The organism is Luteipulveratus halotolerans, assembly GCF_001247745.1.
In the GTDB taxonomy this organism is placed as follows: Bacteria; Actinomycetota; Actinomycetes; order Actinomycetales; family Dermatophilaceae; genus Luteipulveratus; species Luteipulveratus halotolerans.
Genome location: NZ_LAIR01000002.1, coordinates 1 through 23950, shown reverse-complemented (window position 1 = coordinate 23950; position 23950 = coordinate 1). Strand labels below are relative to the sequence as shown.

The 23950-nt window shown below is 68.9% G+C and carries 20 protein-coding genes, 1 pseudogene and 1 other annotated feature; of the genes and pseudogenes, 10 read left to right on the top strand and 11 right to left on the bottom strand.

What is annotated here, in order from left to right:
• The first annotated feature begins 36 nt into the window (after nt 1-36).
• A complete protein-coding gene (locus VV01_RS00495; RefSeq protein WP_050668175.1) occupies nt 37-1332 on the top strand; it encodes an ISL3 family transposase in 1296 nt (431 codons plus the stop codon).
• A gap of 9 nt (nt 1333-1341) precedes the next feature.
• On the opposite strand, the gene VV01_RS00490 is transcribed toward VV01_RS00495, so the two are convergent.
• From VV01_RS00490 to VV01_RS00480, 3 genes are all read right to left on the bottom strand, one after another.
• On the bottom strand, nt 1342-1605 hold the full coding sequence (locus VV01_RS00490; protein WP_050668174.1) for a hypothetical protein: 264 nt from the start codon (nt 1603-1605) through the stop codon (nt 1342-1344).
• A 148-nt stretch (nt 1606-1753) separates the two neighbouring features.
• Nucleotides 1754-2242, bottom strand: coding sequence for a DUF4411 family protein (locus VV01_RS00485; RefSeq protein WP_050668173.1), 489 nt, complete (start codon nt 2240-2242; stop codon nt 1754-1756).
• Nucleotides 2242-3303 (bottom strand): ImmA/IrrE family metallo-endopeptidase, encoded by a 1062-nt coding sequence (locus VV01_RS00480; protein ID WP_082220762.1) that lies wholly within the window; start codon nt 3301-3303, stop codon nt 2242-2244. Before VV01_RS00480 ends, VV01_RS00485 begins: the two co-directional genes overlap by 1 nt.
• A gap of 819 nt (nt 3304-4122) precedes the next feature.
• Between VV01_RS00480 and VV01_RS00465 the strand changes: the two genes are divergently transcribed.
• Nucleotides 4123-5366 (top strand): IS3 family transposase gene (locus VV01_RS00465; RefSeq protein WP_157508676.1). Its coding sequence is split into 2 segments (ribosomal slippage): nt 4123-4411 and nt 4411-5366, totalling 1245 coding nucleotides; the frame shifts between segments, so codons are not numbered across the junction.
• Nucleotides 4410-4538: a sequence feature (AL1L pseudoknot), on the top strand. Its footprint overlaps the gene before it by 129 nt.
• On the opposite strand, the gene VV01_RS00460 is transcribed toward VV01_RS00465, so the two are convergent.
• Complete coding sequence (locus tag VV01_RS00460) at nt 5322-5834, bottom strand: hypothetical protein (RefSeq protein ID WP_050668169.1); 513 nt, start codon at nt 5832-5834, stop codon at nt 5322-5324. The two genes, VV01_RS00465 and VV01_RS00460, sit on opposite strands and share 45 nt — an antisense overlap.
• 234 nt (nt 5835-6068) lie before the next feature.
• Between VV01_RS00460 and VV01_RS00455 the strand changes: the two genes are divergently transcribed.
• A complete protein-coding gene (locus VV01_RS00455; RefSeq protein WP_050668168.1) occupies nt 6069-6725 on the top strand; it encodes a hypothetical protein in 657 nt (218 codons plus the stop codon).
• A gap of 99 nt (nt 6726-6824) precedes the next feature.
• Here the strand turns inward: VV01_RS00455 and VV01_RS00450 are convergent, their stop codons facing one another.
• Nucleotides 6825-8810 carry an MSCRAMM family protein gene (locus VV01_RS00450; protein WP_157508675.1) on the bottom strand — a complete coding sequence of 662 codons (1986 nt, stop codon included), beginning with the start codon at nt 8808-8810 and terminating at the stop codon, nt 6825-6827.
• A gap of 367 nt (nt 8811-9177) precedes the next feature.
• On the opposite strand from VV01_RS00450, the gene VV01_RS00445 reads away from it, so the two are divergent.
• Nucleotides 9178-10578, top strand: coding sequence for an amidase (locus VV01_RS00445; protein ID WP_050668166.1), 1401 nt, complete (start codon nt 9178-9180; stop codon nt 10576-10578).
• A 15-nt stretch (nt 10579-10593) separates the two neighbouring features.
• On the opposite strand, the gene VV01_RS00440 is transcribed toward VV01_RS00445, so the two are convergent.
• Nucleotides 10594-11925, bottom strand: a complete 1332-nt coding sequence (locus tag VV01_RS00440; protein ID WP_050668165.1) for a bifunctional metallophosphatase/5'-nucleotidase — start codon at nt 11923-11925, stop codon at nt 10594-10596.
• 201 nt (nt 11926-12126) lie between these two features.
• On the opposite strand from VV01_RS00440, the gene VV01_RS00435 reads away from it, so the two are divergent.
• The 3 genes from VV01_RS00435 to VV01_RS00425 all read left to right on the top strand — a co-directional run bounded on the left by VV01_RS00435 (nt 12127) and on the right by VV01_RS00425 (nt 16251).
• The gene (locus VV01_RS00435) at nt 12127-13980 is read left to right on the top strand and encodes an acyl-CoA dehydrogenase (RefSeq protein ID WP_050668164.1); all 1854 of its coding nucleotides are present in this window, start codon (nt 12127-12129) and stop codon (nt 13978-13980) included.
• A gap of 305 nt (nt 13981-14285) precedes the next feature.
• Nucleotides 14286-14723 carry a peptidase inhibitor family I36 protein gene (locus VV01_RS00430; RefSeq protein WP_050668163.1) on the top strand — a complete coding sequence of 146 codons (438 nt, stop codon included), beginning with the start codon at nt 14286-14288 and terminating at the stop codon, nt 14721-14723.
• A 166-nt stretch (nt 14724-14889) separates the two neighbouring features.
• Complete coding sequence (locus tag VV01_RS00425) at nt 14890-16251, top strand: alkaline phosphatase PhoX (protein ID WP_050668162.1); 1362 nt, start codon at nt 14890-14892, stop codon at nt 16249-16251.
• Nucleotides 16252-16389: 138 nt separating this feature from the next.
• Here the strand turns inward: VV01_RS00425 and VV01_RS00420 are convergent, their stop codons facing one another.
• Genes VV01_RS00420 through VV01_RS00405 form a run of 4 tightly spaced genes read right to left on the bottom strand, consistent with a single transcriptional unit; the run spans nt 16390 to nt 18504 of the window.
• Nucleotides 16390-16995, bottom strand: a complete 606-nt coding sequence (locus tag VV01_RS00420; RefSeq protein WP_050668161.1) for a class I SAM-dependent methyltransferase — start codon at nt 16993-16995, stop codon at nt 16390-16392.
• A gap of 35 nt (nt 16996-17030) precedes the next feature.
• Nucleotides 17031-17474, bottom strand: a complete 444-nt coding sequence (gene aroQ / locus VV01_RS00415) for a type II 3-dehydroquinate dehydratase (protein ID WP_050668160.1) — start codon at nt 17472-17474, stop codon at nt 17031-17033.
• 44 nt (nt 17475-17518) lie between these two features.
• Nucleotides 17519-17986, bottom strand: a complete 468-nt coding sequence (locus VV01_RS00410; protein WP_050668159.1) for a group II truncated hemoglobin — start codon at nt 17984-17986, stop codon at nt 17519-17521.
• Complete coding sequence (locus tag VV01_RS00405; RefSeq protein WP_050668158.1) at nt 17983-18504, bottom strand: hypothetical protein; 522 nt, start codon at nt 18502-18504, stop codon at nt 17983-17985. Before VV01_RS00405 ends, VV01_RS00410 begins: the two co-directional genes overlap by 4 nt.
• Nucleotides 18505-18592: 88 nt before the next feature.
• On the opposite strand from VV01_RS00405, the gene VV01_RS00400 reads away from it, so the two are divergent.
• The 3 genes from VV01_RS00400 to VV01_RS22085 all read left to right on the top strand — a co-directional run bounded on the left by VV01_RS00400 (nt 18593) and on the right by VV01_RS22085 (nt 22524).
• Entirely contained in the window at nt 18593-21070 is a 2478-nt protein-coding gene (locus tag VV01_RS00400; RefSeq protein ID WP_050671633.1) for a phosphoketolase family protein, read from the top strand.
• Nucleotides 21067-21870 (top strand): pentapeptide repeat-containing protein, encoded by an 804-nt coding sequence (locus VV01_RS00395; RefSeq protein ID WP_050668157.1) that lies wholly within the window; start codon nt 21067-21069, stop codon nt 21868-21870. The genes VV01_RS00400 and VV01_RS00395 overlap by 4 nt, the downstream gene beginning before the upstream one ends.
• 300 nt (nt 21871-22170) lie before the next feature.
• Entirely contained in the window at nt 22171-22524 is a 354-nt protein-coding gene (locus tag VV01_RS22085; protein ID WP_331456397.1) for a GIY-YIG nuclease family protein, read from the top strand.
• 134 nt (nt 22525-22658) lie between these two features.
• Here the strand turns inward: VV01_RS22085 and VV01_RS00390 are convergent.
• A pseudogene (locus tag VV01_RS00390) lies at nt 22659-23849 on the bottom strand (acetate/propionate family kinase).
• Nucleotides 23850-23950: the final 101 nt, after the last annotated feature.

Sequence of the window (23950 nt, the reverse complement as noted above, 5' to 3'; positions counted from 1 at the left end):
GTGTTCTCTACGCATCCAGCAGGCAGGACCACGAGCGTGTTCAAGGCTACGGCCGATGTCGATCCGGCGACGACGTTGTTCAATCTCCCGGGGTACCGGGTGCTGTCAGTGACTCGCGATGCGGGCGGGACTCGGCAGGTGCTGATCGAGGCTGGCGTGGTCGAGGCAGCGTGCCCGGGTTGCGGGGTGCTTACCTCGCGGGTGCATCAGCGGACGGTGCAGCGGGTGCGGGATGTGCCGTTCGACGGGCCGGTCGAGGTGCTGTGGTCCAAGAGGCGGTGGCGTTGCGCCGAGCGGTTGTGCCCACGGACGACGTTCACGGAGCATACCGAGCAGGTGCCGCCGCGGGCGCGGCTGACGACACGGCTGAAGGAACGGCTGGTGGCGGCGCTGTCCGGTGAGGTCCGGGCGGTGGACCGGGTCGGCGCCGAGTACGGGGTGACCTGGCCGACCGTGATGCGGCAGCTGACCGCGGCCCATGCTGCCCGGGCCGCGGCCGAGCAGTTCCGGCCCCGACCGGTGGCCTCGTTGGGGATCGATGAGCACCGGTTCCGCACGGTGCGCTGGTTCCGCGATGAGGCCGGTGCCTGGAAGCGGATCGAGCCGTGGATGACCACGTTCACCGACCTGGCCACCGGGCAGGTCCTGGGCGTGGTCGATGGCCGCGACAGCGCAGCAGTCAAGACGTGGTTGCGGACTCGGCCGCGATGGTGGCGTCACCGTGTGCGGACGGTCGCGATTGACCCGTCCGCGGCGTTCCGGTCTGCCGTACGGTCCTGGTTGCCCAAGGCCAGGGTCGCCGTGGACCACTTCCACCTGGTCAAGCTCGCCAATGACGCCCTGACCAAGGTGCGGCGGCGGGTGTCCTGGGACCGGCACGAGCGCCGCGGTCGAGGCACCGACCTGGCCTGGGCGCACCGCCTGCTGCTCCTACGCGGCTACGACACCCTCTCCAACCGTGCCCGGGAGCGGCTGAACGCCGTTCTGGCACAGGATGATCCGGCCCAGGAGATCAGCGCCGCGTGGGGTGTGAAGGAACAGCTGCGCCGTGTGCTGGCGGCCAGCAGCATCGCCGACGCCAGCGCCGAGCGGGCCACGTTCAACCAGTACGTGTCCTGGGCCGCGATGCCCGAGACGACCCGGCTGAAGAAGACCATCGACACCTGGTGGGCCGCGATCAAGGTGTTCATCCAGACCCGTGCGACCAACGCTCGCACCGAAGCCGCGAACGTCACAATCAAGAACATCAAGCGAGCAGGTCGCGGATACCGCTCACACACGAACTACCAGTGCCGCATCATGCTCTACAACGCCGCCCGAAGCGCGGCATGAACACCGACGTCACGCTGAAAGTCGAAGAGCCCACATCGCACGCAAGGTCGCTGCGGCTGTTGCGGACTGCTGGCCGTCCAGATCGGGTACGACGACGTCCGGCAACCTGAATCGCGCAACGACCCATTCGTACAGTTCGATGCCGATGCTGGCCGCCGCCCTCGCGGCGGTGAGCTGCGCGGCGGTAGCGCGGCGGCGCGCGCGGAAGAACCCTTGATCGAGCGAGATCGCTTCTCTCGCACGGCGACCCGAAGGACTGGACTCGTCGATCACCGGGGCTACTCCTCCGGTTGAGCAGGAACTAGCCCGTTCGGGGAGGCCACGCCATGATCTGACAGCCAGCGCTGCTCTACCCATCTGCCCATCGCGGGTTTCCTTTGCATCGAGTGCCGACGAATGAAGTGTTGCGGCACGCGACGGCCTACGGTCGCAGGTCCAAGCGCGCGCCCGACTCGCGGAGCATCTTGAAGGTGTCCGCGAACTCGACATCCATCCCGATGCACGCATCCGGGATGAGAATCCGTGACCTCGAGTTCGGGGCAGGCCGCTCGTGCGTGACGAGGATGTGAGCGTGCTCCTTCGCATAGGCCACGAGCAGGTAGTCAGCATCGTTGCCTGTGAACGCGGCGATCGCAGCCGGCGTGTAGGTACGCGAGCCTGCCCACAGGGTGAGCGGTGCGAAGTGCCGTGTCGTCGGCTGATCGATGGCGCGGAAGAAGGCGGGGTGAGCCCGCGCCCAGTCCGAAAGCGCGTCGTTGCCGGCGAGGAGCTCGTCGCGTACCGCTTCGATACTGCAGGCAAGGCCCTGCTGGTGAGCACGATCCAGCCAGGCCCAGAACCCGGGCACGATATCGAAGGCGTAATAACGGTTCTTGGCCTCGACAAGAACGTTGGTGTCGAGCAGATACATCAGGCGACCCCGAGGTCGTCCGCGAGGTTGCGGAACGTCTCATGCTTCTTGGTGCCTAGCAAGCGGTAAGCGTCTCGATATCCGGTGCTTCCCTCGAACGTGCTCGCCACGAGAGCACGCGCGAACTGGCGACTCAGCCGCAACGGTTGGGTGTAGTAGTAGTTGCCACCTTGAGCGTCGCCACGGCGGGCCGCCAGGAGGCCGATCACGCGCTCGAGCTCCTCTCCGTAACGCTGCTCGAAGCTGCCCCACGACAGCATCCGAGCGGCGAACAGCTGCTTGAGGACCACCAGGGTGCTGACGCGGTACCGTCTGGCAAGCCGGTCGAGCTCGGCCTCGGTCGGCTCACCGGAGTAGTCATCACGCAGGACCGCTTGTGGGACGAGCACGTCGGCCGCGACCTCGTTGCACCACAGCTCTGCCGCGCGACCGTGACGAGCTGTCATCGCAGCGTCAGACAGGGCACTCTCGCCGAGCCAGATGTGGGCTAGTTCGTGGATCATGGTGAAGATCTGGGCAGCCTTCGTGTCGGATCCGTTGACGAAGATCAGTGGCGCGACGGGATCGGCGAGAGCAAACCCTCGGAATTCCTCAGGCCGCAGAACACGATGCGTGTTCGATCCGACGATGCCGCTCACCATCACCAGCACGCCGGTGTCTTCGATGAGGTCGATAAGGCGACGCAGTGCGTCTTCCCAGTTCCTGAACACGGCCCGGTCGGCAACGTCGAAGTTCAACAACGTCCGGATGCGATCGGCCACCAGTGCGGGCGTGTCGTCTGTCGTCGCAGACCCCACGAAATCACGTGGGGCGTAGCCGTGCTCCACCGCGTAGCCGCGATACCAATCCTGGCGATCCTGGCAGATGTAGATCGTGTCGAGCATGTCGGCGGAGGGCTGGGCGACCGCAGCGTTCCCGATCGTGCGCAGGTCCGGAATCGGTACCTGTTCCTCCGGCGGCTCCGGCAGGAACAGCAGCCCGAGCGGAGTGTGCGTGTCGCGAGCGAACTTCTCGACTTGCTTGAGCGTGGGCTCCTTGCCAGCGGCCCACTCCTCAAGCATCGGGGCTCGCCTGTGGGCGGTCTCGTCGTCCCAACCAGCGCGCTGCACCGCCCAGCGAAGGACGTCAGGGGCGACGGAAACTCGCGTTGGCACCTGCTCACTCCTTCGAATCGCTCGTCGGAATGACGCAACCGGTCACCCTTGTCCAGACTCTACGACCGGAGACTGACCTAGTCTCCCAGAAGCGGGCTTGCGCTCGTCCGTCTCGCTCGGGCGCACTGTGATTGATCGGGTCTGACTCCACGTCGCCGGGCGGCGTGATACGCGCCCGGCCGACCCTGAAGGATTCGGTTGAGATGCCGAGGGTTTCGGCGATCGCGCTCTGCGTGACACGGCTGTCGTACGCCGCGAGCAGCGTCTCCTGGTACGCCGCCTCGGCCTCCTCCCGCGCGCGCCGCCTCGGCGAGACTTTGCAGCCAGTCCTGCTGCTCCACCGTCAGTTGGTCTTGGTCCTGGCCATCACAGGTCCCCTCTGAACGCCCAGCCGCCCGTGCCGCATGCCGGGCTGCAGATCTCGTCCTTGCCGGACGGTCAGTCAGCCGCACCATCAGCTGGAGGATGTGCCGCGGCGTCCTGAACTGCCTTCCCGATCTGACCCAGACAGTTTACCGAGCACGTAATCGTACAGGTCACCGTTGGTGCGCCCCCTTCGCCACGCCGGGGTCATTATCGAGTATGGAGCTTTTGTCCAGATCGAGCACCCACCGGTACTCACTGAGCGGTTCGCCGAGCCACCCGAAGAACCGTCGCAGCGGATACCACAACACGGAGTGAACCGCCCCGGGATGTCCGGAGACTTCATTACTGGAGGATGAAGTCATGGCACGTCCCTCGAAGTACCCGCGTGAGCTGCGGGAGCGTGCGGTCCGGATGGTGACGGAGTCAGTCGCCGCCGGCGAGTACACCAGCGAGTTCGAAGCGATCCGCACGATCGCGGCTCGACTGGGCATCGGGTCTCCCGAGACCCTGCGTAAGTGGGTTCGCCAGGCCCAGGTCGATGGCGGGACCCGACCGGGTCGCACGACCCAGGAGCTGGAGGAGATCCGGGCGTTGAAGAAGGAGAACGCCGAGCTGCGCCGGGCGAACGAGATCTTGAAGTCAGCGTCGGCTTTCTTCGCGGCGGAGCTCGACCGCCCACCCAGGTACTGACCGAGTTCATCGACACTCATCGTGAGGAGTTCGGGGTCGAGCCGATCTGTCGAGTGCTGTGCGAGCACGGCGTCAAGATCGCCCCGTCGACGTACTACGAGGCCCGCGATCGGGCGCCCTCAGCGCGGACGCTGCGCGATGCGCAGGTCGGCGAGCTGATCCGGTCCGCGCGTCAGCAGCGGTTCGTGACCCGGTTCGGTGCGCGCAAGATGTGGTTGCACCTGCGCAGGCAGGGCCATGACGTGGCCCGGTGCACCGTGGAGCGAGTGATGGCCGCGAACGGCTGGCAGGGCGCACTGCGGGGCAAGCAGGTGCGGACCACCATCGCTGACCCGCGCGATGCCCGAGCGGCGGATCTGGTCCAGCGAGACTTCACCGCCTCGGCCCCGAACCGGCTGTGGGTCGCTGACTTCACCTATGTCGCGACCTGGTCCGGGACCGTCTACGTCGCGTTCGTCATCGACGTCTACTCCCGGATGATCGTCGGCTGGCGCGCGGCCACCAGCATGAGCACCCAGCTGGTGCTGGACACCCTCGAGCACGCGATCTGGTCACGCCGCCAGCACGGCGTGGACGACCTGACCGGGCTGGTGCACCACACCGACGCCGGCAGCCAGTACACCTCTTTCGCCTTCACTACCAGGCTGATTGACGCCGGCGTGGACGCATCAGTGGGTTCGGTGGGCGACGCCTACGACAACGCGATGGCTGAGTCCCAGATCGGCGCGTACAAGACCGAGCTGATCCGTCCCGACGGGCCGTGGCGCGATGTCGAGCACGTCGAGCTCGACACCCTGCAGTGGGTCCACTGGTTCAACCACGACCGACCCCACGAGTCCATCGACGACCTGACACCCATCGAGGTCGAATCAGCCCACTACGCTGCACGAAACCGTCTCATCCCGTCCGGGTAGAGACACAACACGAAGTGTCCGGAAACCCCGGGGCGGTTCAGAGGCGAGGCCCATGCGCATGCTGAAGGCATTGCGCTTCCGACGCGCGATGCATAGCGCAGCGATCACGACTACGCCACAGGTGATCACCGCCCACGCCCGGCCGGCCTGGCACGCTGCCGCCGCACCCAACGCGATCACGAAGTTGGCGCGCGCGAACAGTGGATCAGCATCCTCGCCGAGGAGGGACGCGGCCACGAGAGACACCACGAGGACCCCTCCACACGCGGCGAAAGTCTCGTGACGCTCCACCCACCCTGCGGTCTCGACTCCCCAGGCAGTGGGCGCTTCCAGGTAGTCGAGCATCCGCGTCAACAACGACAACGGCTTCTCCCGCGCCACCAGGGCGACCATCGAGAGCCATGCAAGTACAGAGGCGGGCCAGGCGAGCAACCACGCATCAGCCTTCTCCTCGATCTGCGGTAGCACTGGCAACATCGTGTCTTCTCCTGTAGTGAGGCCAGACCCGTCGTCTGGCGAACAGAGCAGCATCGCACCGAGCACTGACTGACAAGTGTCGCGTTCGATCGCACGTGTGGAGCGCCGCAGGTGCGTGGCCGTGCTTCGTCCAGGGCGGCCGGCTCTCCGTGCAACGGTTGCAGCAGGTGTGATCGCGGGTACGTTCGACGGAGAAGCCCCACGTCTCCAACGAGAGGAAGTCCCATGGACGCCAAGTGGTGGTGGCTCATCGCCGCAGTGATCGTGATCCTGCTCCTACTCCTCCTTCTGCCGATGCTGCGCAAGCGCAAGGCCAACGCGCAGCGCGCCGAGGCCGCCGAGCTGCGCCAGGACGCGCAGGGCCGAGCCCCTCGGGTTCAGGCCCGCGAGGCCGAGGCCGATCAGGTGAGCGCAGCCGCACAGCAGACACGTGCCGAGGCCGACCGCAAGGAGGCTGAGGCTCGCCAGCTCGAGGCCGAGGCCGCCGAACGCCAGCGGCTCGCCGACCGTGAGCGCGAGGCGCACGACCAGCGACTGCGCAAGGCCGACGAGATCGACCCCGATGTCGAGACCGACGACCACGGCCGCCGGGTCGGCGGACCCGGTCCCGACCGTGACCACAGGACCGGACGCGACGAGCGCGCGTACGACCAGAACAGTCCCGTCACCGACGACCGCGCGTACGACCAGCAGCGTCCCGTCACCGACGACCGTGGCTTCGTCGAGGGTGAGCGGGCCGAGGGCGGTCGCGGTGCGACGCCGGCCACCGGCGGACCCACCGACCGACCGCTGGCCGCCGACGGACGACCGCAGTTCGCCGACGAGGCCGAGGAGCGGGAGTGGCTGCGGCGCAACCCGCCCCGCCACGACCGCGAGCGCTGACCGCAGCACACACCGACGGCCGGTCCGGTGCACTTTCGCACCGGGCCGGCCGTGGTCGTCGTACGCGCGTGGGCTCCAGGGTGATGCCCACGCGGCCCGTCACGGGTCGACGACGATGGTGCAGACCAACGTGGTCTTGGGCGCGGTCGGCGGCAGGTTCTTCGCCGCCACCGACACATCACCCGGTTGGTTGGTCGTGTTCTCCACGACGACGTTGCCGTCGCCGTCGACGCAGCTGATCGTCGAGGCTGTGCCGCCCTCGACCTGCGAGTCGACCGAGACGGTCACGTCGGTCAGTGGAGTGTTGGTGAAGGCCACGGCGGCCGGCGTACCGGATCCGCCGCAGGTGGCCTCGTCGGTGACCGCGACCTGCTTGGTCGCGTCGGCGTTGACGTATCCCGCCGGCACCTTCTCGGTGACGGTGTAGGAGCCGTCGAGCAGACCCGGTACGCACGCCTTGCCGGCCGAGTCGGTGGTGACGACCACCGGGTCGGCGAGCCCGCCGCCCGACACGGTGAACTGGACGCCGGGGTGCGGCGCCACACCGCCCTGAGCCGCAGCGTGCTTGCGGGTCTTGGTGATGTCGATCGCGCCGCGCTCACGCTCGTTGACGAACGTGCAGGTCACGTCGTCGCCCGCGCTCAGCGAGATCGATGCCGGGTCGGAGCCGTCGTCGCAGGTGGCCGAGGCGAGGTTCCAGTTGGGCGTGTCGGCCTCGGTCAGGCCGTACGTCCCCGGCGCGAGGTCCTCGAACGAACGCTGCGCCTGGCCCGCCTGACCGACACCTGTGGTGGTGAGGGTGAACGAACCCGGGTCGAGCCCACCGGTCGAGGTGAAGTCGAACGCACCCGCCTGGTCCTTGGTCTGCTTCACGACCGTGAGCCTGGCCCTCGCCTTGTTGTAGTAGGTGCAGTCGAGCACGTCCGCCACCGCGTCGATGTCGAACGTGATCTGCTGACCTGAGACCGACGGGGTGACACCGGTGCTCGCCGAGCAGTCGATCTTGTCGAAGTCCCACCCGGACGGCAGCGTGTCCTCCTTCACGGTGTAGCCCGAACCCAGGAGCACGTTGTCGAACGTGATCGTGTCCTTGGTCTTGTCGTTGAGCGTGAACGTGCTCGCGGTGGCCGGGTCGGTGCCGAACGACTTGGTGTAGCCGAAGTCGGCGTCCGACTCATCCGGGACGGTGTCCTTGTGGATGACGACGTTGCCGCAGTTGCTGAGGTTGATCGGGACGGGCGCGATGTAGTCCTTCAGCTGCGAGGTGAACGAGTCCGACGACCGGCTCTTGAGCATGGCCGAGCCGAACGACTCGCACTTGTTCGCGTTGAAGATCGCGCTGAGGTCGATCTGCGCCTCACCGAACGTGCGGGCCGCCAGTGACGAACCCGCCGGGATCGTCCCGTCGGCCTGAGCAGCCGGGATCACCGAGGTGTTGATCGTGCCGGCGGCCTTGGTCGGGTCGAGCGTGGTGGCGGGCCCCCACGCCGAACCGGTCCACCGGCGTACGGTCACGACCGCCCGCGCACCACCCTGGTCGATGCTGTACTCGACCAGCAGGTCGCCCACGGTGCGTACGACGTTCGGGCCGGTGCCGCAGGGCGTCTTGGAGTGGTTGAACTCGAAGTCCATCAACGTCGTACCACTCGGGTCGGAGACGCGGGTCCAGTACATGTTGAGGTAGCCGGGCTTGCCGGGCTCGACGTAGACCCCGAAGACGCGCAGGTCGCTCTTGTTGTTGGGAATGCTGCCGGTGGTCGAGCTCGGGCAGCTGGTGTCCTCCTTGGTGCCGCCCGAGTAGGAGTCGTCCGTCTGACCTGTCGGCTTGTCCACGCTGCGCTGCTCGGTGACGTTCATCCAGTCGAGCGTGGCGTCCGGGTCGGGGTCGACCCGGAAGTTGGCGTCGTTGTCGATCTGGAAGCTGCTGCCCTCGAGTGACGCCTCGTAGTGGGAGGCGATCGCGAGGCTCGGGCCGACGACCGCAGCCAGGGCTATGGCGCAGAAGATGGCGATGACGCGGCGTAGGCGGCGGGCGTGCCGTGTCCGCCAGGAGCGGGATTGTTCGTGCATGGTTGTGTTCTCCATCGAAGGCACGCGAAAGTCCGTGACGCGCGCTTGCGGAAATGCGTCAAGAGATGGCTTGCCGTCGCGGTGCGGCACAACGGTTCAGACCGGACCGACCCGCCTCATGCCGTCACTCCGGGGCGCAGTGCAGGGGCGGGTGGTGGAACCCCACGAGCACGAGAATGGCACCAGTTCCACAGCACCGCCGCACACCCGTTCGTTCTTGCGCGGATTTACCATCTCTTGAAGAAGTCACCGGTCCCGAGCCCGGAATCTCGGGCAATACGGGGCGCGCATTCTTCTGATCTCACGGTCGGACTGCAAGATCTCGCGGCGCGCTGGGCCCGATCTGCCACCACTGAGTCCCCATCAGCAGCACGATGGGCCGATGGATGATGAGCTCGCCTGGCTGCCTGCGACCGCACTGCTGCAGGGGTACGCCGACCGCGCCTTCTCCCCCAGCGAGGTCCAGGCGGCCGTCGAGTCGGTGATCGCACGGCGTGAGCCGACGCTCCACGCCTTCTGGCAGCACGACCCCGAGGACGCAGCCAAGGCGGCACGCGCCTCGACCGAACGCTGGGCCGCAGGCGCACCGCAGGGCCCGCTCGACGGCGTACCGGTCACGGTGAAGGAGAACATCGCCCGGCGCGGCGTCCCGATGCCCGCGGGAACGGCGGGACCTGCCCCACGCACCCCCGACGACAACGCGCCCGTCACCGACCGCGTCCTGGAGGCCGGCGCGGTCGTGCTCGGGTCCACCGTGATGCCCGACTGGGGGATGCTCTCGTCGGGCGTCTCGAGCCTGCACGGCATCTCGCGCAGCCCGCTCGACCCGCGCCTCACGACCGGCGGGTCCAGTGCGGGCGCGGGTGCGGCAGCCGCGGGCGGGTACGGCCCGCTCCATGTGGGCACCGACATCGGCGGCTCGATCCGCTTGCCCGGCACCTGGCTCGGTCTGGCCACGCTCAAGCCGTCCGACGGTCGCGTTCCGCTCGACGCGCCCTACCTCGGTCGTGCAGCAGGTCCGCTCACGCGTTCGGTCGCCGACGCCGGGCTGCTCATGAGCGTGATCACCCAGCCCGACCCACGCGACTGGTCGAGCCTCCCGGCGGCTGAGATCGACTGGGACACAACAGGTTTCGACCCATCTCGTACGACGGTCGGTGTCCTCGCCGACGCCGGCTGCGGCCTCCCCGTCGACCCCGAGGTCGCGGCCGTCACCGAGCGGGCAGCCGAGGTGTTCCGCGAGGCGGGCGCGACCGTCGTACCCCTCGACCCGTGGATGCGGCCCGAGCTGCTCGAACGCCTGGACCGGTTCTGGCGCGTGCGTTCGTTGGTCGACCTCGATGCGCTGGATCCGCAGGCGCAGCAACGGGTTCTGCCGTTCATCGTGCGCTGGGTCGAGGCGGCCCGCGGCACGAGCGGCACCGAGCTGATGGAGTGCTACACCGCGATCAGCACGATCCGCGCCCGCACCGTCGACGCGACCCTCGGCTGCGACATCGTGCTGTCACCGGTCGCACCGATGGCAGCGTTCCCCGCCGAACGGCCGATGCCGTGGGGCGAGGACGACCAGGGCATGGCGCACATCGGGTTCACTGCGCCGTTCAACATGTCGGGCCAGCCCGCGGCCACGGTCAACGCCGGCTTCACCGAGGACGGGCGCACGATCGGTGTGCAGCTCGCCGGTCGCCGGTTCGACGACGCCGGGGTGCTGCGGGCGGCGGCGTGGTGGGAGCAGCACCGGCCGACGAGCGCGCAGGTGGACTGGCCGTCGTACGACCGCTGACTGACAAGGCGGGCATCAGGGGAAGGTTGCCGCGAGGTAGGCCTCGAGGAACTCCGGCACGATCGTCGGCGTGTGCAGCTGCCGGTCCGGCGGCTCTCGGTCGACGAGTCTCCCGAGCGGACCGAGCTCGACATCGGTCGCGACCACGCGATAGCGCCGGGCGTCGTCGACGCGCTCGCCGGCGACGACCAGGTCGTCCTCGCCGACCACGGCCGCGTTGGACAGGTGCAGCCACCCGAACGGACGCCCCCTGAACACCGTCGACGGAGCGCTGACGTAGTCCGCCGAGCGCCCTCGGACGATGACCTCTCGCAGCTCGGCACCGGTCAGGGTCGCCGTCGTCGCGTTGGCGGGCGCGGACGTCGCCGCTGTGACCTCGCCGGCGGGCAGGCCCGCGGTGCACCGGGCTCCGAGCACCATCGCCAGGTCGGCGGGGACGTACGCGAGCAGGGCGTCGGCGACCAGACCCGCGACCTCCGACGAACCGGTCGCGGAGTGGCCGAACGCGTGCGGCAGCGTCGCCACCGGGTCGGCGAGCCAGGCGCGCAGCTCGTGCTCGGACTCGCGCACCGACGCCAGCACGGCGGGGTCGGGCGCGATGTCGGGCGGAGGCGTCTCGACCGAGATCGGGCCGACGGTCACCTGCCCGTCCTCGACGTCGACCACGACCCTGCCGAGCTGCTCGGCGAACGCACCTGCCTGCACGATCGGGACGCCGTGCGCCCGGTCGCCCTCCGGCAGCGTCACCTCGTCGCGACCGCCGACCACGAGATCGACCAGGTCGCCGAGCTCGGCGGCGACGCGCCGGTCATCGGCCAGGCCGGCATGGCTGAGCAGGATCACGACGTGGGCGCCGTTGAGCCGCAGCTGGCGGGCCTCCTCGCGCACCGTCTCGACGACGTCGTGGCCGGCGAGACCGAAGTCGGCGTACGCCGGCACCCACGACGCCACGCCGATGATCCCGATCGCGATGTCACCGGCGCGCACGGTGGGTGAGGGGACTGCACCGGGAGGGAAGGCGCCGTCCGGCTGGGTCACGTTGGCGAGGAGCACCGGGCTGCCGAGGGCCTCGGCGTACGCCGGGAGCCGGCCCGGCCCGTACCGCAGGAGCCCGCCGTCGGCCGCGACCGCAGCGTCCACACCGGACGCGCCGAGCGCCCGCCACCCGGACACGCCGTAGGTGAGACCGGACAGCCGGACCTCGGAGTCCTCGACGTTGCCGGCGTCGAGCAGCAGCACCGGGTGCGCCGCCTCGGACCTCAGCCGACGGGCGTACGCACTCAGCCGGGCGAGCGCGTCGTACCTGCTCTCGACGTCGTTCCAGTGCATGACCTCGAACCTGGCCATGAGACCCCTCTCACGATCCCCGGCAGGGACGTTACCTGCCGAGGACGCGACCTGTGGGACCGGCGATCCGGACGAACCGTTTGCGCTGGCTACTCGCAAGTAGGACAATGGATTACTAGCGAGTAACTTACGCCTGCCACAGCCGATGGCCACCGGTCCGGCGCACGTGGTTCTCCCGAGAAAGACACAGAAGGGGCCAGCATGGGTCACTACAAGAGCAACGTCCGCGATCTGGAGTTCAACCTCTTCGAGGTGTTCGGTCGCGGCGACGTCCTGGGCCAGGGCCCGTACGCCGACGTCGACGCCGAGACCGCGAGCGAGATGCTCAAGCAGGTCGCCGTCCTCGCCGAGAACGACCTCGCCGCGTCCTTCGACGACGCCGACCGCAACCCGCCGGTCTACGACCCCAAGACGTTCTCGGTGAAGATGCCCGAGAGCTTCAAGAAGAGCTACGCCGCCTACCAGGAGTCCGGCTTCTGGAACGTCGACGTCCCCGCCGAGCTCGACGGCACCGTCGTCCCGCCGTCGCTGAAGTGGGCCATGAACGAGATGGTCCTCGGTGCCAACCCGGCCATCGCGATGTACGCCGCGTCGTACTCCTTCGCCAAGCTGCTCCACATCCTCGGCAACGAGGACCAGAAGAAGCTGGCCAAGTGGATCATCGAGAAGGGCTGGCACTGCACCATGGTGCTGACCGAGCCCGACGCGGGCTCCGACGTCGGCGCCGGCCGCACCAAGGCCACCCAGAACGACGACGGCACCTGGAACGTCGAGGGCGTCAAGCGCTTCATCACCTCGGCCGAGTCCGACATGGTCGACAACGTCGTCCACTTCGTCCTGGCCCGCCCCGAGGGCGCCGGCCCCGGCACCAAGGGCCTATCGCTGTTCATCGTCTCCAAGTACGACGTCGACCTCGAGACCGGTGAGCTCGGCGAGCGCAACGGCGCCTACGTCACCAACGTCGAGCACAAGATGGGCCTGAAGGTCTCCACCACGTGCGAGGTCACCTTCGGTGACAAGGAGCCGGCCGTCGGCACGCTCTTCGGCGACAAGCACGACGGCATCGCCCAGATGTTCCGCGTCATCGAGCACGCCCGCATGCTCGTCGGCACGAAGGCCATCGCGACGCTGTCGACCGGCTACCTCAACGCGCTCGACTACGCCAAGCAGCGCGTCCAGGGCGCCGACATGACCACGCCGGCCAAGGACGCCCCGCGCGTCACGATCACCCACCACCCGGACGTGCGTCGTTCGCTGATGACGCAGAAGGCGTACGCCGAGGGCCTGCGCGCACTGGTCGTGTTCACCGCGACCCAGCAGGACACGGTCGACGCCGAGCAGCACAAGACCGGCGTCGAGGACATCGCGTCCGACTCGCCGGCCGCGCTGGCCAACCGCGTCAACGACCTGCTCCTGCCGATCGTCAAGGGCGTCGGCTCCGAGCGCGCCTGGGTGCTGCTCGGCACCGAGTCGCTGCAGACCTTCGGTGGCTCCGGCTTCCTGCAGGAGTACCCGATCGAGCAGTACGTGCGTGACGCCAAGATCGACACGCTGTACGAGGGCACGACCGCCATCCAGTCCCTGGACTTCTTCTTCCGCAAGATCGTCAAGGACCAGGGCCAGGCCATCGGCTGGCTGTCGCAGCAGATCGCCGAGACCGTCAAGGGCGGCGGCGCCGACGACACGCTCGCCGGTGAGCGCGAGCTGCTCGGCACCGCGGTTGCTGACTTCCAGGCGACGCTGGAGCTGATGTTCGGCCACGCCATGGGTGCGCTCGAGGCGCCGAAGGAGGCCTACAAGGTCGGCCTCAACTCCTCGCGTCTGCTGCTCGCCGCGGGTGACGTCGTCATCGGCTGGCTGCTGCTGCGTCAGGCCGAGGTCGCGCAGGCTCGCCTCGACGCGGGCGACGCGGGCAAGGACGAGGCGTTCTACACCGGCAAGGTCGCCGCGGCGAGGTTCTTCGCCCAGACCGTGCTGCCGCGCCTGGCCTCCGACCGCGCCATCGCCGAGGGCGTCAACCTCGACATCATGGAGCTCGACGAGTCGGCGTTCTGATCCGTCTCTGATCCGACCGAAGGGCCGGTCCCCGCTGCGGGGGCCGGCCCTCCGTCGTACCCGCGGCGCTACATCACGGCTACATGCCTTCCTCGTCGAGGCCACGAATCGCCTTCTCAGAACAGCACTTTCGTGCTGTATTAGGAGAGCCGCACCTGCCCTCTGCGCGCCCGCGTAACGGCTGGGCGGCCGTGCATCAACGTTGTTGTCGTCTGGGCCGGCCGGTTGAGTCGTGGTGAGCCGCCGACGCGGCACCGCAGGGTCGGGCAACGGGCCTGACCCGTCACTTTCTGGGGGTACGACGCATGACTGCAGCAACCCGCGTACGCAAGAGCCTGGTCGCCGGTGCGGCCGTGGCCATGGTGGGCCTGGGCGCCCTCGCCGCCGAGGCGCCGTCGGCGTCCGCGAGCTACCGAGATGGTTACTGCGAGAAGGGCGAGTTCTGCTACTTCTACAACAGCATGGACGACAGCACGTTCCGAGGCTCCGGGTCCGACTTCGTCAGCAGCATCGCCAACTACGGCTCCGACCCGTCCACCTGCTACACGTTCCGCAGCCCGGGCGCCGGCCAGGGCCCGTGCATCAAGAACAACGCGGCGGCCGTGTGGAACCGCACGAGTCGCTCCGTCCGCGTCTACTACAACAGCAACTCCTCGGGCGCGTACGTGACGGTGCCGCCCGGCGGCTGGGGCAACCTGCCGATCAACCTGCAGAACCAGAACGCGTCGCACAAGTTCCTCTGATCCTCAGGGTCCCCTGAGCGCGGCGAAGGGCCGGATCCCCACTGCGGGAGCCGGCCCTTCGTCGTACGCCGATGTCTTTCGTCCACCTGGCGTTCATTTTTCGTTAACGTCGTGGGCTCGACCGCGGCCTCGCCCCCGGCCGTGGGCCAACCGGTAGGAGCCACCGATGTCTCTGTCCCGCCGCACCTTCCTCGTCAGCACCGGCGCCGCCGGGCTCTCGCTCGCCCTGTCGGGCCGGGCCGAGGCGCTGCACACCGTCCAGCCCGGCCCGCGCGCGGGCTACGGTCCGCTGCTGCCCGACCCGGCCGGCGTCCTCGACCTGCCGCGCGGCTTCAGGTACCAGATCCTGTCCCGTGAGGGCGGTCAGCTGCTGTCCGGTCAGGGCCTGGTCCCCGGCAGCCACGACGGCATGGGCAGCTTCGCCGGACCCCGCAACCACACCCACCTCGTACGCAATCACGAGAACTACCCCGACGCCGTCCACACCGTCCCGACCGACGGGCTCGACACGACGTACGACCCGGGCGCCGGTGGCGGCACCACCAACCTCGTGCTCGACGCCGCGCTGCGCCCGCGCGAGGAGTACGTCAGCCTCGGCGGCACCGCGATCAACTGCTCCGGCGGGCACACGCCCTGGAAGACCTGGCTGACCTGCGAGGAGACCGAGGGGCGCGCGGGCACCAACGGCTACACCAAGGACCACGGCTGGATCTTCGAGGTCGACCCCTACGACAACCGCCGCAACGCCGACCCCACCCCGCTCACCGACATGGGCCGGTTCATGCACGAGGCCGTCGCGGTCGACCCGGCCACCGGTGTCGTCTACGAGACCGAGGACGCGTTCTCGGGCGCGCCGCTCGGGTCGTTCTACCGGTTCCTCCCGCACCGGCCCCTCGGCGGTCACGGCAGCCTGCGCGCCGGCGGCACCCTGCAGGCGATGCACGCGCCCGGGCTCACCGACATGTCGCTGGTGCGCGAGCCCGGTACGACGTTCACCGGGGTCGAGTGGTTCGACGTGCCCGACCCGACTGCCGCCGTCACACCGGTGCGCGCACAGGACTACGCCAAGCCGATCGTGCGGGGTCAGAAGCTCGAGGGCTGCTGGTGGGGCGACGCCGACGGCTGCGTCTACTTCGTGTCGTCCTTCGCACGGCCCAAGGACGGCTCGGCCGCCGTCCACGACGGGCAGGTCTGGAAGCACGATCCCAGCGCCGGCACCCTCACGCTGGAGATCATCTTCAACGGCACCGACGCCGACGACACGTACGAGTGCCCCGACAACATCTGCATGTCGCCCTACGGCGGGCTGATGATGTGCGAGGACTCCAGCGGCGAGAACTACCTGCTCGGGACGACGCGCGACGGTGAGCCGTTCACGTTCGCCCGCAACCGCCAGGAGCTCTCGCCCGGCGAGACCGGCGAGCTGTCGGGCGTGTCGTTCTCCGCCGACGGGCGGACGCTGTTCTTCAACGTCTACACACCGGGTACGACGTTCGCGGTGACCGGTCCCTGGCGCCGCCACGGGTGAGCCGGTCGGCGTACGGCTGGGTCGACTGACCGGCTGGTCGATGACGGCACCCCACCCGCTGACGATGCACCCGCCGGATGTCGGGGCTCTCGTCAGCGGGCGGGGTGGCGTCGACGAGACGCGGGGTGTCGCGGTCGGTCAGGGGCGGCGCAGGATCGCGACGAGGAAGTCGGAGTCGGGGCTGAACGGCCTCAGGTCCCAGGTTCCGAGCAGCGTGTCGGACACCAGACCCGCCCGCTCGGCGTCGGCGAGGAAGTCCTCGAACAGGTAGCCCCGCTCGGCGCCGAAGCCGATGGCGGCTCGGCCACCGGGTACGAGGTGCGCGGCCAGCCGTTCGAGCACGCGTGCGCGTGTGGTCGGCGCCAGGAACGTCATGACGTTGCCGGCGCTGACCACCAGGTCGAACGGCTCGGTCACGCCCGTCGCCGGCAGGTCGAGCTCGGCGAGGTCCTGCACCAGCCAGGTCGGGCCGGGGTGGTCGTGCTCGGCCGCCTCGATCAGCGTCGGGTCGACGTCGACGCCGACGACGGCGTGGCCGGCCCGGTGCAGCGCGCCACCGACACGCCCCGGCCCGCAGCCGGCGTCGAGGATGCGCGCACCGCGCTCGGCCATCGCGTCGACCAGCCGCGCCTCACCGTCGAGGTCGGCGCCTTCGCGGGCGAGCGACCGGAACCGCTCGACGTACCAGCTCGAGTGCTCGGGGTTCTCCTCGACCTGGCGCATCCACAGGCTCTTGTCGACCATCACCCCATCGTGCTCGGCAGCCTGGGGCCGCGCGACTAAGGGGTCGACGTGAGCGCGACCAGCCGGCGTACGGCCAGCTCGTAGCCCTGCACACCGCAGCCGACGATCACGCCGGACGCGAGGTCGGACAGGTAGGAGTGCGCCCGAAACCCTTCGCGCGCATGGACATTCGAGATGTGCACCTCGACGAACGGCGCGTCGAGCGTCGCCAGCGCGTCACGGATCGCGACCGAGGTGTGGGTGTAAGCGGCGGCGTTGATGACGACGCCGTCGGTGCCGTCGGCGGCCAGCCGCTGGATCTCGTCGACGAGCGCGCCCTCGTGGTTGGACTGGAACCAGCTCAGCTCACAGCCGAGCTCGCTCGCCACCTCGGCACACGACGCCTCGATCGCCGCGAGCGTGGTGCTGCCGTAGGTCTGCGGCTCGCGCTGGCCGAGCAGGTTGAGGTTGGGCCCGTTGAGGACGGCGAACGACGACATGCCGCCCAGTATGGCCGCCCGGCCGGCCGTCGTACGACGACCGCTCAGCCTTCGTACGGCGGCGCGACTCCCCAGCCCCAGCGGGGCACGGGCGCCTCGCGTACGACGTCGGCACCGGGCTGTGAGTTGGACCGCGCCAGGCGGGTGCCCCACTCGATGTAGCCGACGAACGCCGCGCGGAACTCGGGGTCGTCCGGCAGTCCGGCCTCGTCGACGCTGTCGAGGAGCAAGTCCATCCACCGGCGGCGCTGCTGCTCGGTGATCGCCTTGTCGAGGTGGTGGGCGAGCATCCGCGGATATCCGCCGAGCTCGTCCGTGTAGCGCGCCGGACCGCCGAAGACCTCACCCAGCCACAGCGCGACGTGGTGCGGGTGATCCGGACTCATATGCGCGAACAGCGGGCCGACCACGTCGTCGCGCAGCACCTTGTCGTAGAACACCGAGGTCAGCCGCTCGAACGCCTCGGCGCCGCCGGCCCAGTCGTACAGGCTGGGCGGCTCGGACGCCGTCATGCAGTGCGCCCTCGACGCGAGGACGGGCCCGACCGGCGTACCTCGTGGACCGCGGTGAGCGCGTCCTGCAGCTCCTTGATCCAGTCGCCCTCGTGCTCGGCGACCAGGCGCACGGACCACGCCAGCGCATCGGAGCGTGAACGCGCGACACCGGCGTCGACGAGGGTGTCGAGCACCTGCCGCTCGGGCTGACGCAGCCGCGTCATGACCGGGATCGACAGGTTGGTGAAGACCTCGCGCGTCTCACCGCACTGCGCACCCCACGCGACCTTGCGGCCGTAGCGGCGCTCGGCCTCGTCGGCGATGCGCATCCGCTGCTGCCGGGTGTCCTCACGGAAGCGCTTGATCCGGCCGGCCTCGGCTGCGCGGACCGCCGGCTCGTCGTCCTGGGCGTCGATGTCGGGGGCCGTGAGCGTGCCCACGACGACGATCTCCTCACGGTCGACACTGACCTCGGGCTCCGCCTCGAACCACTCGTCGGGGAGCCGCCCGACGAGCCAACCACTGACTGTGCTCATGAGTTGATTACACGCTTACACCGTTGCGTCGTCAAGAGCTGCCGGTGACCCCTCGACCCGAGGACGACCGCGCGGCACAGTGGAGCGCATGACGCCACCGCGCAAGCGCACCTCGTCCACGCCGAAGCCGAAGTCGTCCACGAAGCCCCTGTCGCGCGGCCAGCTCGCCGACCTCGACGCGTGGTGGCGAGCCGCCAACTACGTGTCCGTGGGCCAGATCTACCTGCTCGACAACGCCCTGCTGCAGCGCGACCTCGTGCCGGACGACATCAAGCCGCGACTGCTCGGCCACTGGGGTACGACGCCCGGCCTCAACCTCGTCTACACCCACCTCAACCGGCTCATCCGTGAGCGCGACGTCAACGCGATCTTCCTGGCCGGTCCCGGCCACGGTGGCCCGGCGGTCGTCGCGAACTCCTACCTCGAGGGCACCTACAGCGAGATCTACCCGCGCATCACCGAGGACGCCGAAGGCCTGCAAGCACTGTTCCGGCAGTTCTCCTTCCCCGGCGGGATCCCGTCGCACGCCGCACCCGAGACGCCCGGCTCGATCCACGAGGGCGGCGAGCTCGGCTACGTCCTGTCGCACGCATACGGCGCGGCCATGGACAACCCCGACCTGGTCGTGGCGGCCGTCGTCGGCGACGGCGAGTTCGAGACCGGGCCGCTCGCGACGTCCTGGCACGCCAACAAGTTCGTCGACCCGACCGTGGACGGCGCGGTGCTGCCGATCCTGCACCTCAACGGCTACAAGATCGCCAATCCGACTGTGCCCGCTCGCATTCCGCGCGAAGACCTCGTCTCGCTGCTGGAGGGCCACGGGCACGAGGTGATCACCGTCGAGGGCGACGACCCCGCATCGGTGCACCAGCAGATGGCGGCCGCTCTCGACACCGCACACGACCGCATCCGCGCGATCCAGGACGCCGCGCGCGCCCCGAAGTCCAAGCGCAGCAAGGGTTCTGACGCCGTACGCTGGCCGATGATCCTGCTCGTCACGCCCAAGGGCTGGACCGGGCCGTCCACGGTCGACGGCGTGCAGGTCGAGGGCACCTGGCGCGCTCACCAGGTGCCTCTCGCCGAGACGCGCACCGACGCCAAGCACCGCAAGCAGCTGCAGGAGTGGCTCGCGTCGTACGATCCCGGCTCACTCTTCGACGACGAGGGACGCCTCGTCGAGTCGCTGCGCGCGCTTGCGCCGGTCGGCGTACGACGGATGAGTGCCAACCCTCATGCCAATGGTGGCCTGCTGCGAAAGCCGTTGAAGGTCAGGGACTTTCGCGAGTATGCCGTTGACGTCGCCTCTCCCGGTGCGTCTGTCCACGAGGCCACCAAGGTCTTCGGGACGATGGTCGCCGACATCGTGCGCGACAACCCGTCGTCGTTCCGGCTGTTCGGCCCCGACGAGACGGAGTCCAACAGGCTCGGAGCGGTGTACGACGCCACGGACAAGGTGTTCGCCGGCGAGATCCTGCCGGTCGACGAGCACCTCGCGCGCAGCGGTCGCGTGATGGAGATGCTGTCGGAGCACACCTGCCAGGGCTGGTTGGAGGGCTATCTGCTGACCGGCCGGCACGGGTTGTTCTCCTGCTACGAGGCGTTCATCCACATCGTCGACTCGATGTTCAACCAGCACGCCAAGTGGCTCAACACCACGCGTGAGCTGGAGTGGCGGCCGCCGATCGCATCGCTGAACTACCTGCTGACCTCGCACGTGTGGCGCCAGGACCACAACGGGTTCACCCACCAGGACCCGGGATTCATCGACGTGGTCCTCAACAAGAAGGCCGAGATCGTCCGCGCGTACTTCCCGCCGGACACCAACACGCTGCTGTCGACGATGGAGCACTGCCTGCAGAGCAGGCACTACGTCAACGTCGTCGTGGCGGGCAAGCAGCCGCAGTTCGACTGGCTCACCGCCGAGCAGGCTGCGGACCACTGCGCGCGCGGCGCCGGCATCTGGGAGTGGGCGTCCAACGACGAGGGCGACCCCGAGGTCGTCATCGCCTCGGCCGGCGACATCCCGACTCTGGAGGCCCTCGCCGCCGTCAGCCTGCTGCGAGAACACCTGCCAGAGCTGCGAATTCGCTTCGTCAACGTCGTCGACCTGATGCGCCTGCAGGACGAGAAGGAGCACCCGCACGGGCTGTCCGACCGCGACTTCGACACCCTCTTCACGCGCGACAAGCCGGTGATCTTCGCCTATCACGGCTACCCGTGGGTGATCCACCGCCTGACCTACCGGCGTACGAACCACGACAACCTGCACGTGCGCGGATACAAGGAGGAGGGCACGACCACGACGCCGTTCGACATGGTGATGATGAACGACCTCGACCGCTACCACCTGGTCATCGACGTCATCGACCGTGTGCCCGCGCTCGGGTCGCGGGCAGCCGGGCTGCGCCAGCAGATGGTCGACGCCCGCCGACGTGCCAAGGAGTGGACCCGCGAGCACGGCGAGGACGCCCCCGAGGTGCGCGACTGGGCGTGGAACACTGGTGTGGGCGACCGGAAGTCGCCTTCTTCGACCTCGACGAGTGAGACGGCGGCAGACTTCGGGTGACCTCTTCTGAGCGTGAGCTGCGGGCCGACTGCTCGCAGTGCTTCGGACTCTGCTGTGTCGTACCGGCTTTCAGCGCCTCGGTCGACTTCGCCATCGACAAGCCCGCCCGGACGCCGTGCCCCAACCTCGCCGCGAACTCGCTCTGCTCGGTGCACACCCGCCTGCCGGAGCTCGGGTTCAGAGGGTGCACGGTGTACGACTGCTTCGGCGCCGGCCAGCGGGTGTCGCAGGAGACGTTCGACGGGGTCGACTGGCGCTCGGAGTCGGCGCCGGAGATGTTCGACGTGTTCCCCGTGATGCGCGATCTGCACGAATTGCTCTGGTACGTCACGGAGTCCGTACGCCTGCTGCCGTCCGGGGCACTGCGGGCGTCGCTGCGCGCGGAGGGTGAGCGGCTGGACGGGCTCGGCAGCGGGGCGCCGGCCGAGGTCGCTTCGGTCGATGTCGACGCCTTGCGCGCTGAGGTGAATCCGCTGCTGCAGCAGGCGAGCTCGGTGCTCCGGACCTCCGCCCGCGCTGACGGCTCTGACATGCGCGGCGCTGACCTGTTCGGGGCGGACCTGCGGAGGCGCGACCTGCGAGGAGCATCGCTGCGCGGGGCGCTGATGGTCGCGGCTGACCTGCGCGGTGTCGATCTCGCGGGCGCCGACGTCACCGGGGCCGACCTGCGGGACGCCGACCTGCGCGGGGCCGATCTGACCGGCACGTTGTACCTGCTCCAGTCGCAGCTCGACTCAGCGCGGGGTGACTCGTCCACACAGCTGCCGACGGATCGTCGGGCACCCGTCCGCTGGGCGTGACCGTCGCCCTCCACCCGCCTCCCCCAGGAACGTCAACACCGTTGACGCGAAAGCGCAACGGTGTTGACGTTGCCGGCAGACCCCTGCCAGTCAGTCGAACCCGCTCATCGAGCCGCCCACCCGCTGGTCGAGCCGCCCACCCGCTGGTTGAGCCGGTCGAGCCGCCCACCCGCTGGTCGAGCCGGTCGAGCCCCCAGGGCGAGACCGAGTCGAAACCACGGCGACCGCGCACGACAACTGTCCACACCCTGCGACTGAGGACAGCCGCGGCCCACAGGCCGTCGACGTTGAATTGCGCACATGTTTCGCCCCTTTCAGGGTCAGGCCATGGCCTGGACGTACATTCTTCGCTGCAGTGACGGCTCCTACTACGTCGGCAGTACCCGAGACCTAGAGCGTCGCCTGGCTCAGCATCAGGCCGGCGAAGGAGCGGCATACACGCGATGCCGCCGACCGGTCGAGCTCGTCTGGGCACAGGAGTTCGAACGTGTCGATGAGGCGTATGCCCGAGAGAAGCAGGTGCAGGGATGGAGTCGCGAGAAGCGGGAAGCATTGATTGCTGGCTCCTTCGAGCGACTGCCAGAGCTCGCCAGGCGGCGAGGTGTGCGTGACTCTCCCCGCGTGTCACCTGGTTTCGACACGGCCCTCGGCTAGCGCCTCGGACCGGCTCAACCAGCGAGAGCCCGCCTCCGCTAGCGCCTCGGACCGGCTCAACCAGCGAGAGCCCGGCTCCGCTAGCGCTCCCCTACTCGACCTGCAGAATGCGGCTCCGCCTACTTGACCCGCGGTCAGGCGATGGTGGCGACCGTGTGGCGCGCGATGGCGAGCTCCTCGTTGGTCGGGACCACGAGCACCGTCACTGCCGAGGAGTCCGTCGAGATCACCCGCGGGCCGTCGTTCTTGCCCTTGTTGCGACGGCCGTCGATGCGAATCCCCAAGAACTCCAGGCCCTTCAGCGCCTCCTCGCGCAGCTCGACACTGTTCTCGCCGACACCAGCCGTGAAGGTGACCACGTCGACGCCACCGAGCACTGCGGCGTACGCGCCGATGTACTTGCGCAGGCGGTGCAGGTAGATGTCGAGCGTCAGCCGCGCGTCGTCGTCACCGTCGTGCACCGCGCTCGCGAGGTCGCGGAAGTCGCCGATGCCCGAGACGCCGAGGATGCCGGACTTCTTGTTGAGCAGCGTGTCGAGGTCGCTGACGCTCAGGCCCGCGACCCGGTGCAGGTGCAGGAGTACGCCGGGGTCGATGTCGCCACCGCGCGTGCCCATCACCAGACCCTCGAGCGGCGTGAGCCCCATCGACGTGTCGACCGGCCGACCACCGCGCACCGCCGACGCGGACGCGCCGTTGCCGAGGTGCAGAACGATCTGCTTGAGGTCGGCGTCACCCTCGCGCCCGAGGAACGCGCCGCCTCCGCCGACACGAACTCGTGCGACGTGCCGTGGAAGCCGTAGCGCCGGATCGCGTGCTTGTCGGCCAGCTCTCGGTCGATCGCGTACGTCGACGCCTCGGCGGGCAGGTCGGAGAAGAACGCCGTGTCGAAGACCGCGACCTGCGGAAGGTCGGGAAAAGCCTTGGTGGCGCTGCGGATTCCGTCGATGTTGGCCGGGTTGTGCAGAGGAGCCAGCTCGGCGACTCGCTCGATCTCGGCCAGGACCTTGTCATCGACGACGGTCGGCTCGGTGAGCGAGCGTCCGCCGTGCACGACCCGGTGACCGACGGCGACCAGCCCGGACGACGCGAGGTCGACGCCGCGGTCGGCCAGCGTCGTCCGCATCAGCTCCGTCGCCCGCACCGTGATCAGGCGCCGAGGCGGAGGTCTCGGACTCCTCGCCGTCGACCGTGACCGAGATCGTCGAGCCCTTCGACCCCACGCGCTCGACGATGCCCTTGGCGTGCGCCTCACCCGTCTCGGGGTCGACCACCTGGAACTTCAGCGAGGACGAGCCGGCGTTGAGGACGAGGACTGCGCTCACTTCGAATCTCCTTGTGCCTCAACGGTGGACGCGCTCTGGATGGCGGTGATCGCCACCGTGCTGATGATGTCCCTCCACGAGCGCTCCTCGTGACAGGTCGT

Coding starts and splice junctions, on each gene's coding strand:
- VV01_RS00410 (WP_050668159.1), bottom strand. CDS start 17,986: ATGACGGCGTCCGAGCCGCCCAGCCTGTACGACTGGGCCGGCGGCGCC.
- VV01_RS00485 (WP_050668173.1), bottom strand. CDS start 2,242: ATGTATCTGCTCGACACCAACGTTCTTGTCGAGGCCAAGAACCGTTAT.
- VV01_RS00440 (WP_050668165.1), bottom strand. CDS start 11,925: ATGGCCAGGTTCGAGGTCATGCACTGGAACGACGTCGAGAGCAGGTAC.
- VV01_RS00445 (WP_050668166.1), top strand. CDS start 9,178: ATGGATGATGAGCTCGCCTGGCTGCCTGCGACCGCACTGCTGCAGGGG.
- VV01_RS00480 (WP_082220762.1), bottom strand. CDS start 3,303: ATGCTTGAGGAGTGGGCCGCTGGCAAGGAGCCCACGCTCAAGCAAGTC.
- VV01_RS00430 (WP_050668163.1), top strand. CDS start 14,286: ATGACTGCAGCAACCCGCGTACGCAAGAGCCTGGTCGCCGGTGCGGCC.
- VV01_RS00455 (WP_050668168.1), top strand. CDS start 6,069: ATGGACGCCAAGTGGTGGTGGCTCATCGCCGCAGTGATCGTGATCCTG.
- VV01_RS00400 (WP_050671633.1), top strand. CDS start 18,593: ATGACGCCACCGCGCAAGCGCACCTCGTCCACGCCGAAGCCGAAGTCG.
- VV01_RS00435 (WP_050668164.1), top strand. CDS start 12,127: ATGGGTCACTACAAGAGCAACGTCCGCGATCTGGAGTTCAACCTCTTC.
- VV01_RS22085 (WP_331456397.1), top strand. CDS start 22,171: ATGTTTCGCCCCTTTCAGGGTCAGGCCATGGCCTGGACGTACATTCTT.
- VV01_RS00425 (WP_050668162.1), top strand. CDS start 14,890: ATGTCTCTGTCCCGCCGCACCTTCCTCGTCAGCACCGGCGCCGCCGGG.
- VV01_RS00450 (WP_157508675.1), bottom strand. CDS start 8,810: ATGGAGAACACAACCATGCACGAACAATCCCGCTCCTGGCGGACACGG.
- VV01_RS00405 (WP_050668158.1), bottom strand. CDS start 18,504: ATGAGCACAGTCAGTGGTTGGCTCGTCGGGCGGCTCCCCGACGAGTGG.
- aroQ (WP_050668160.1), bottom strand. CDS start 17,474: ATGTCGTCGTTCGCCGTCCTCAACGGGCCCAACCTCAACCTGCTCGGC.
- VV01_RS00420 (WP_050668161.1), bottom strand. CDS start 16,995: ATGGTCGACAAGAGCCTGTGGATGCGCCAGGTCGAGGAGAACCCCGAG.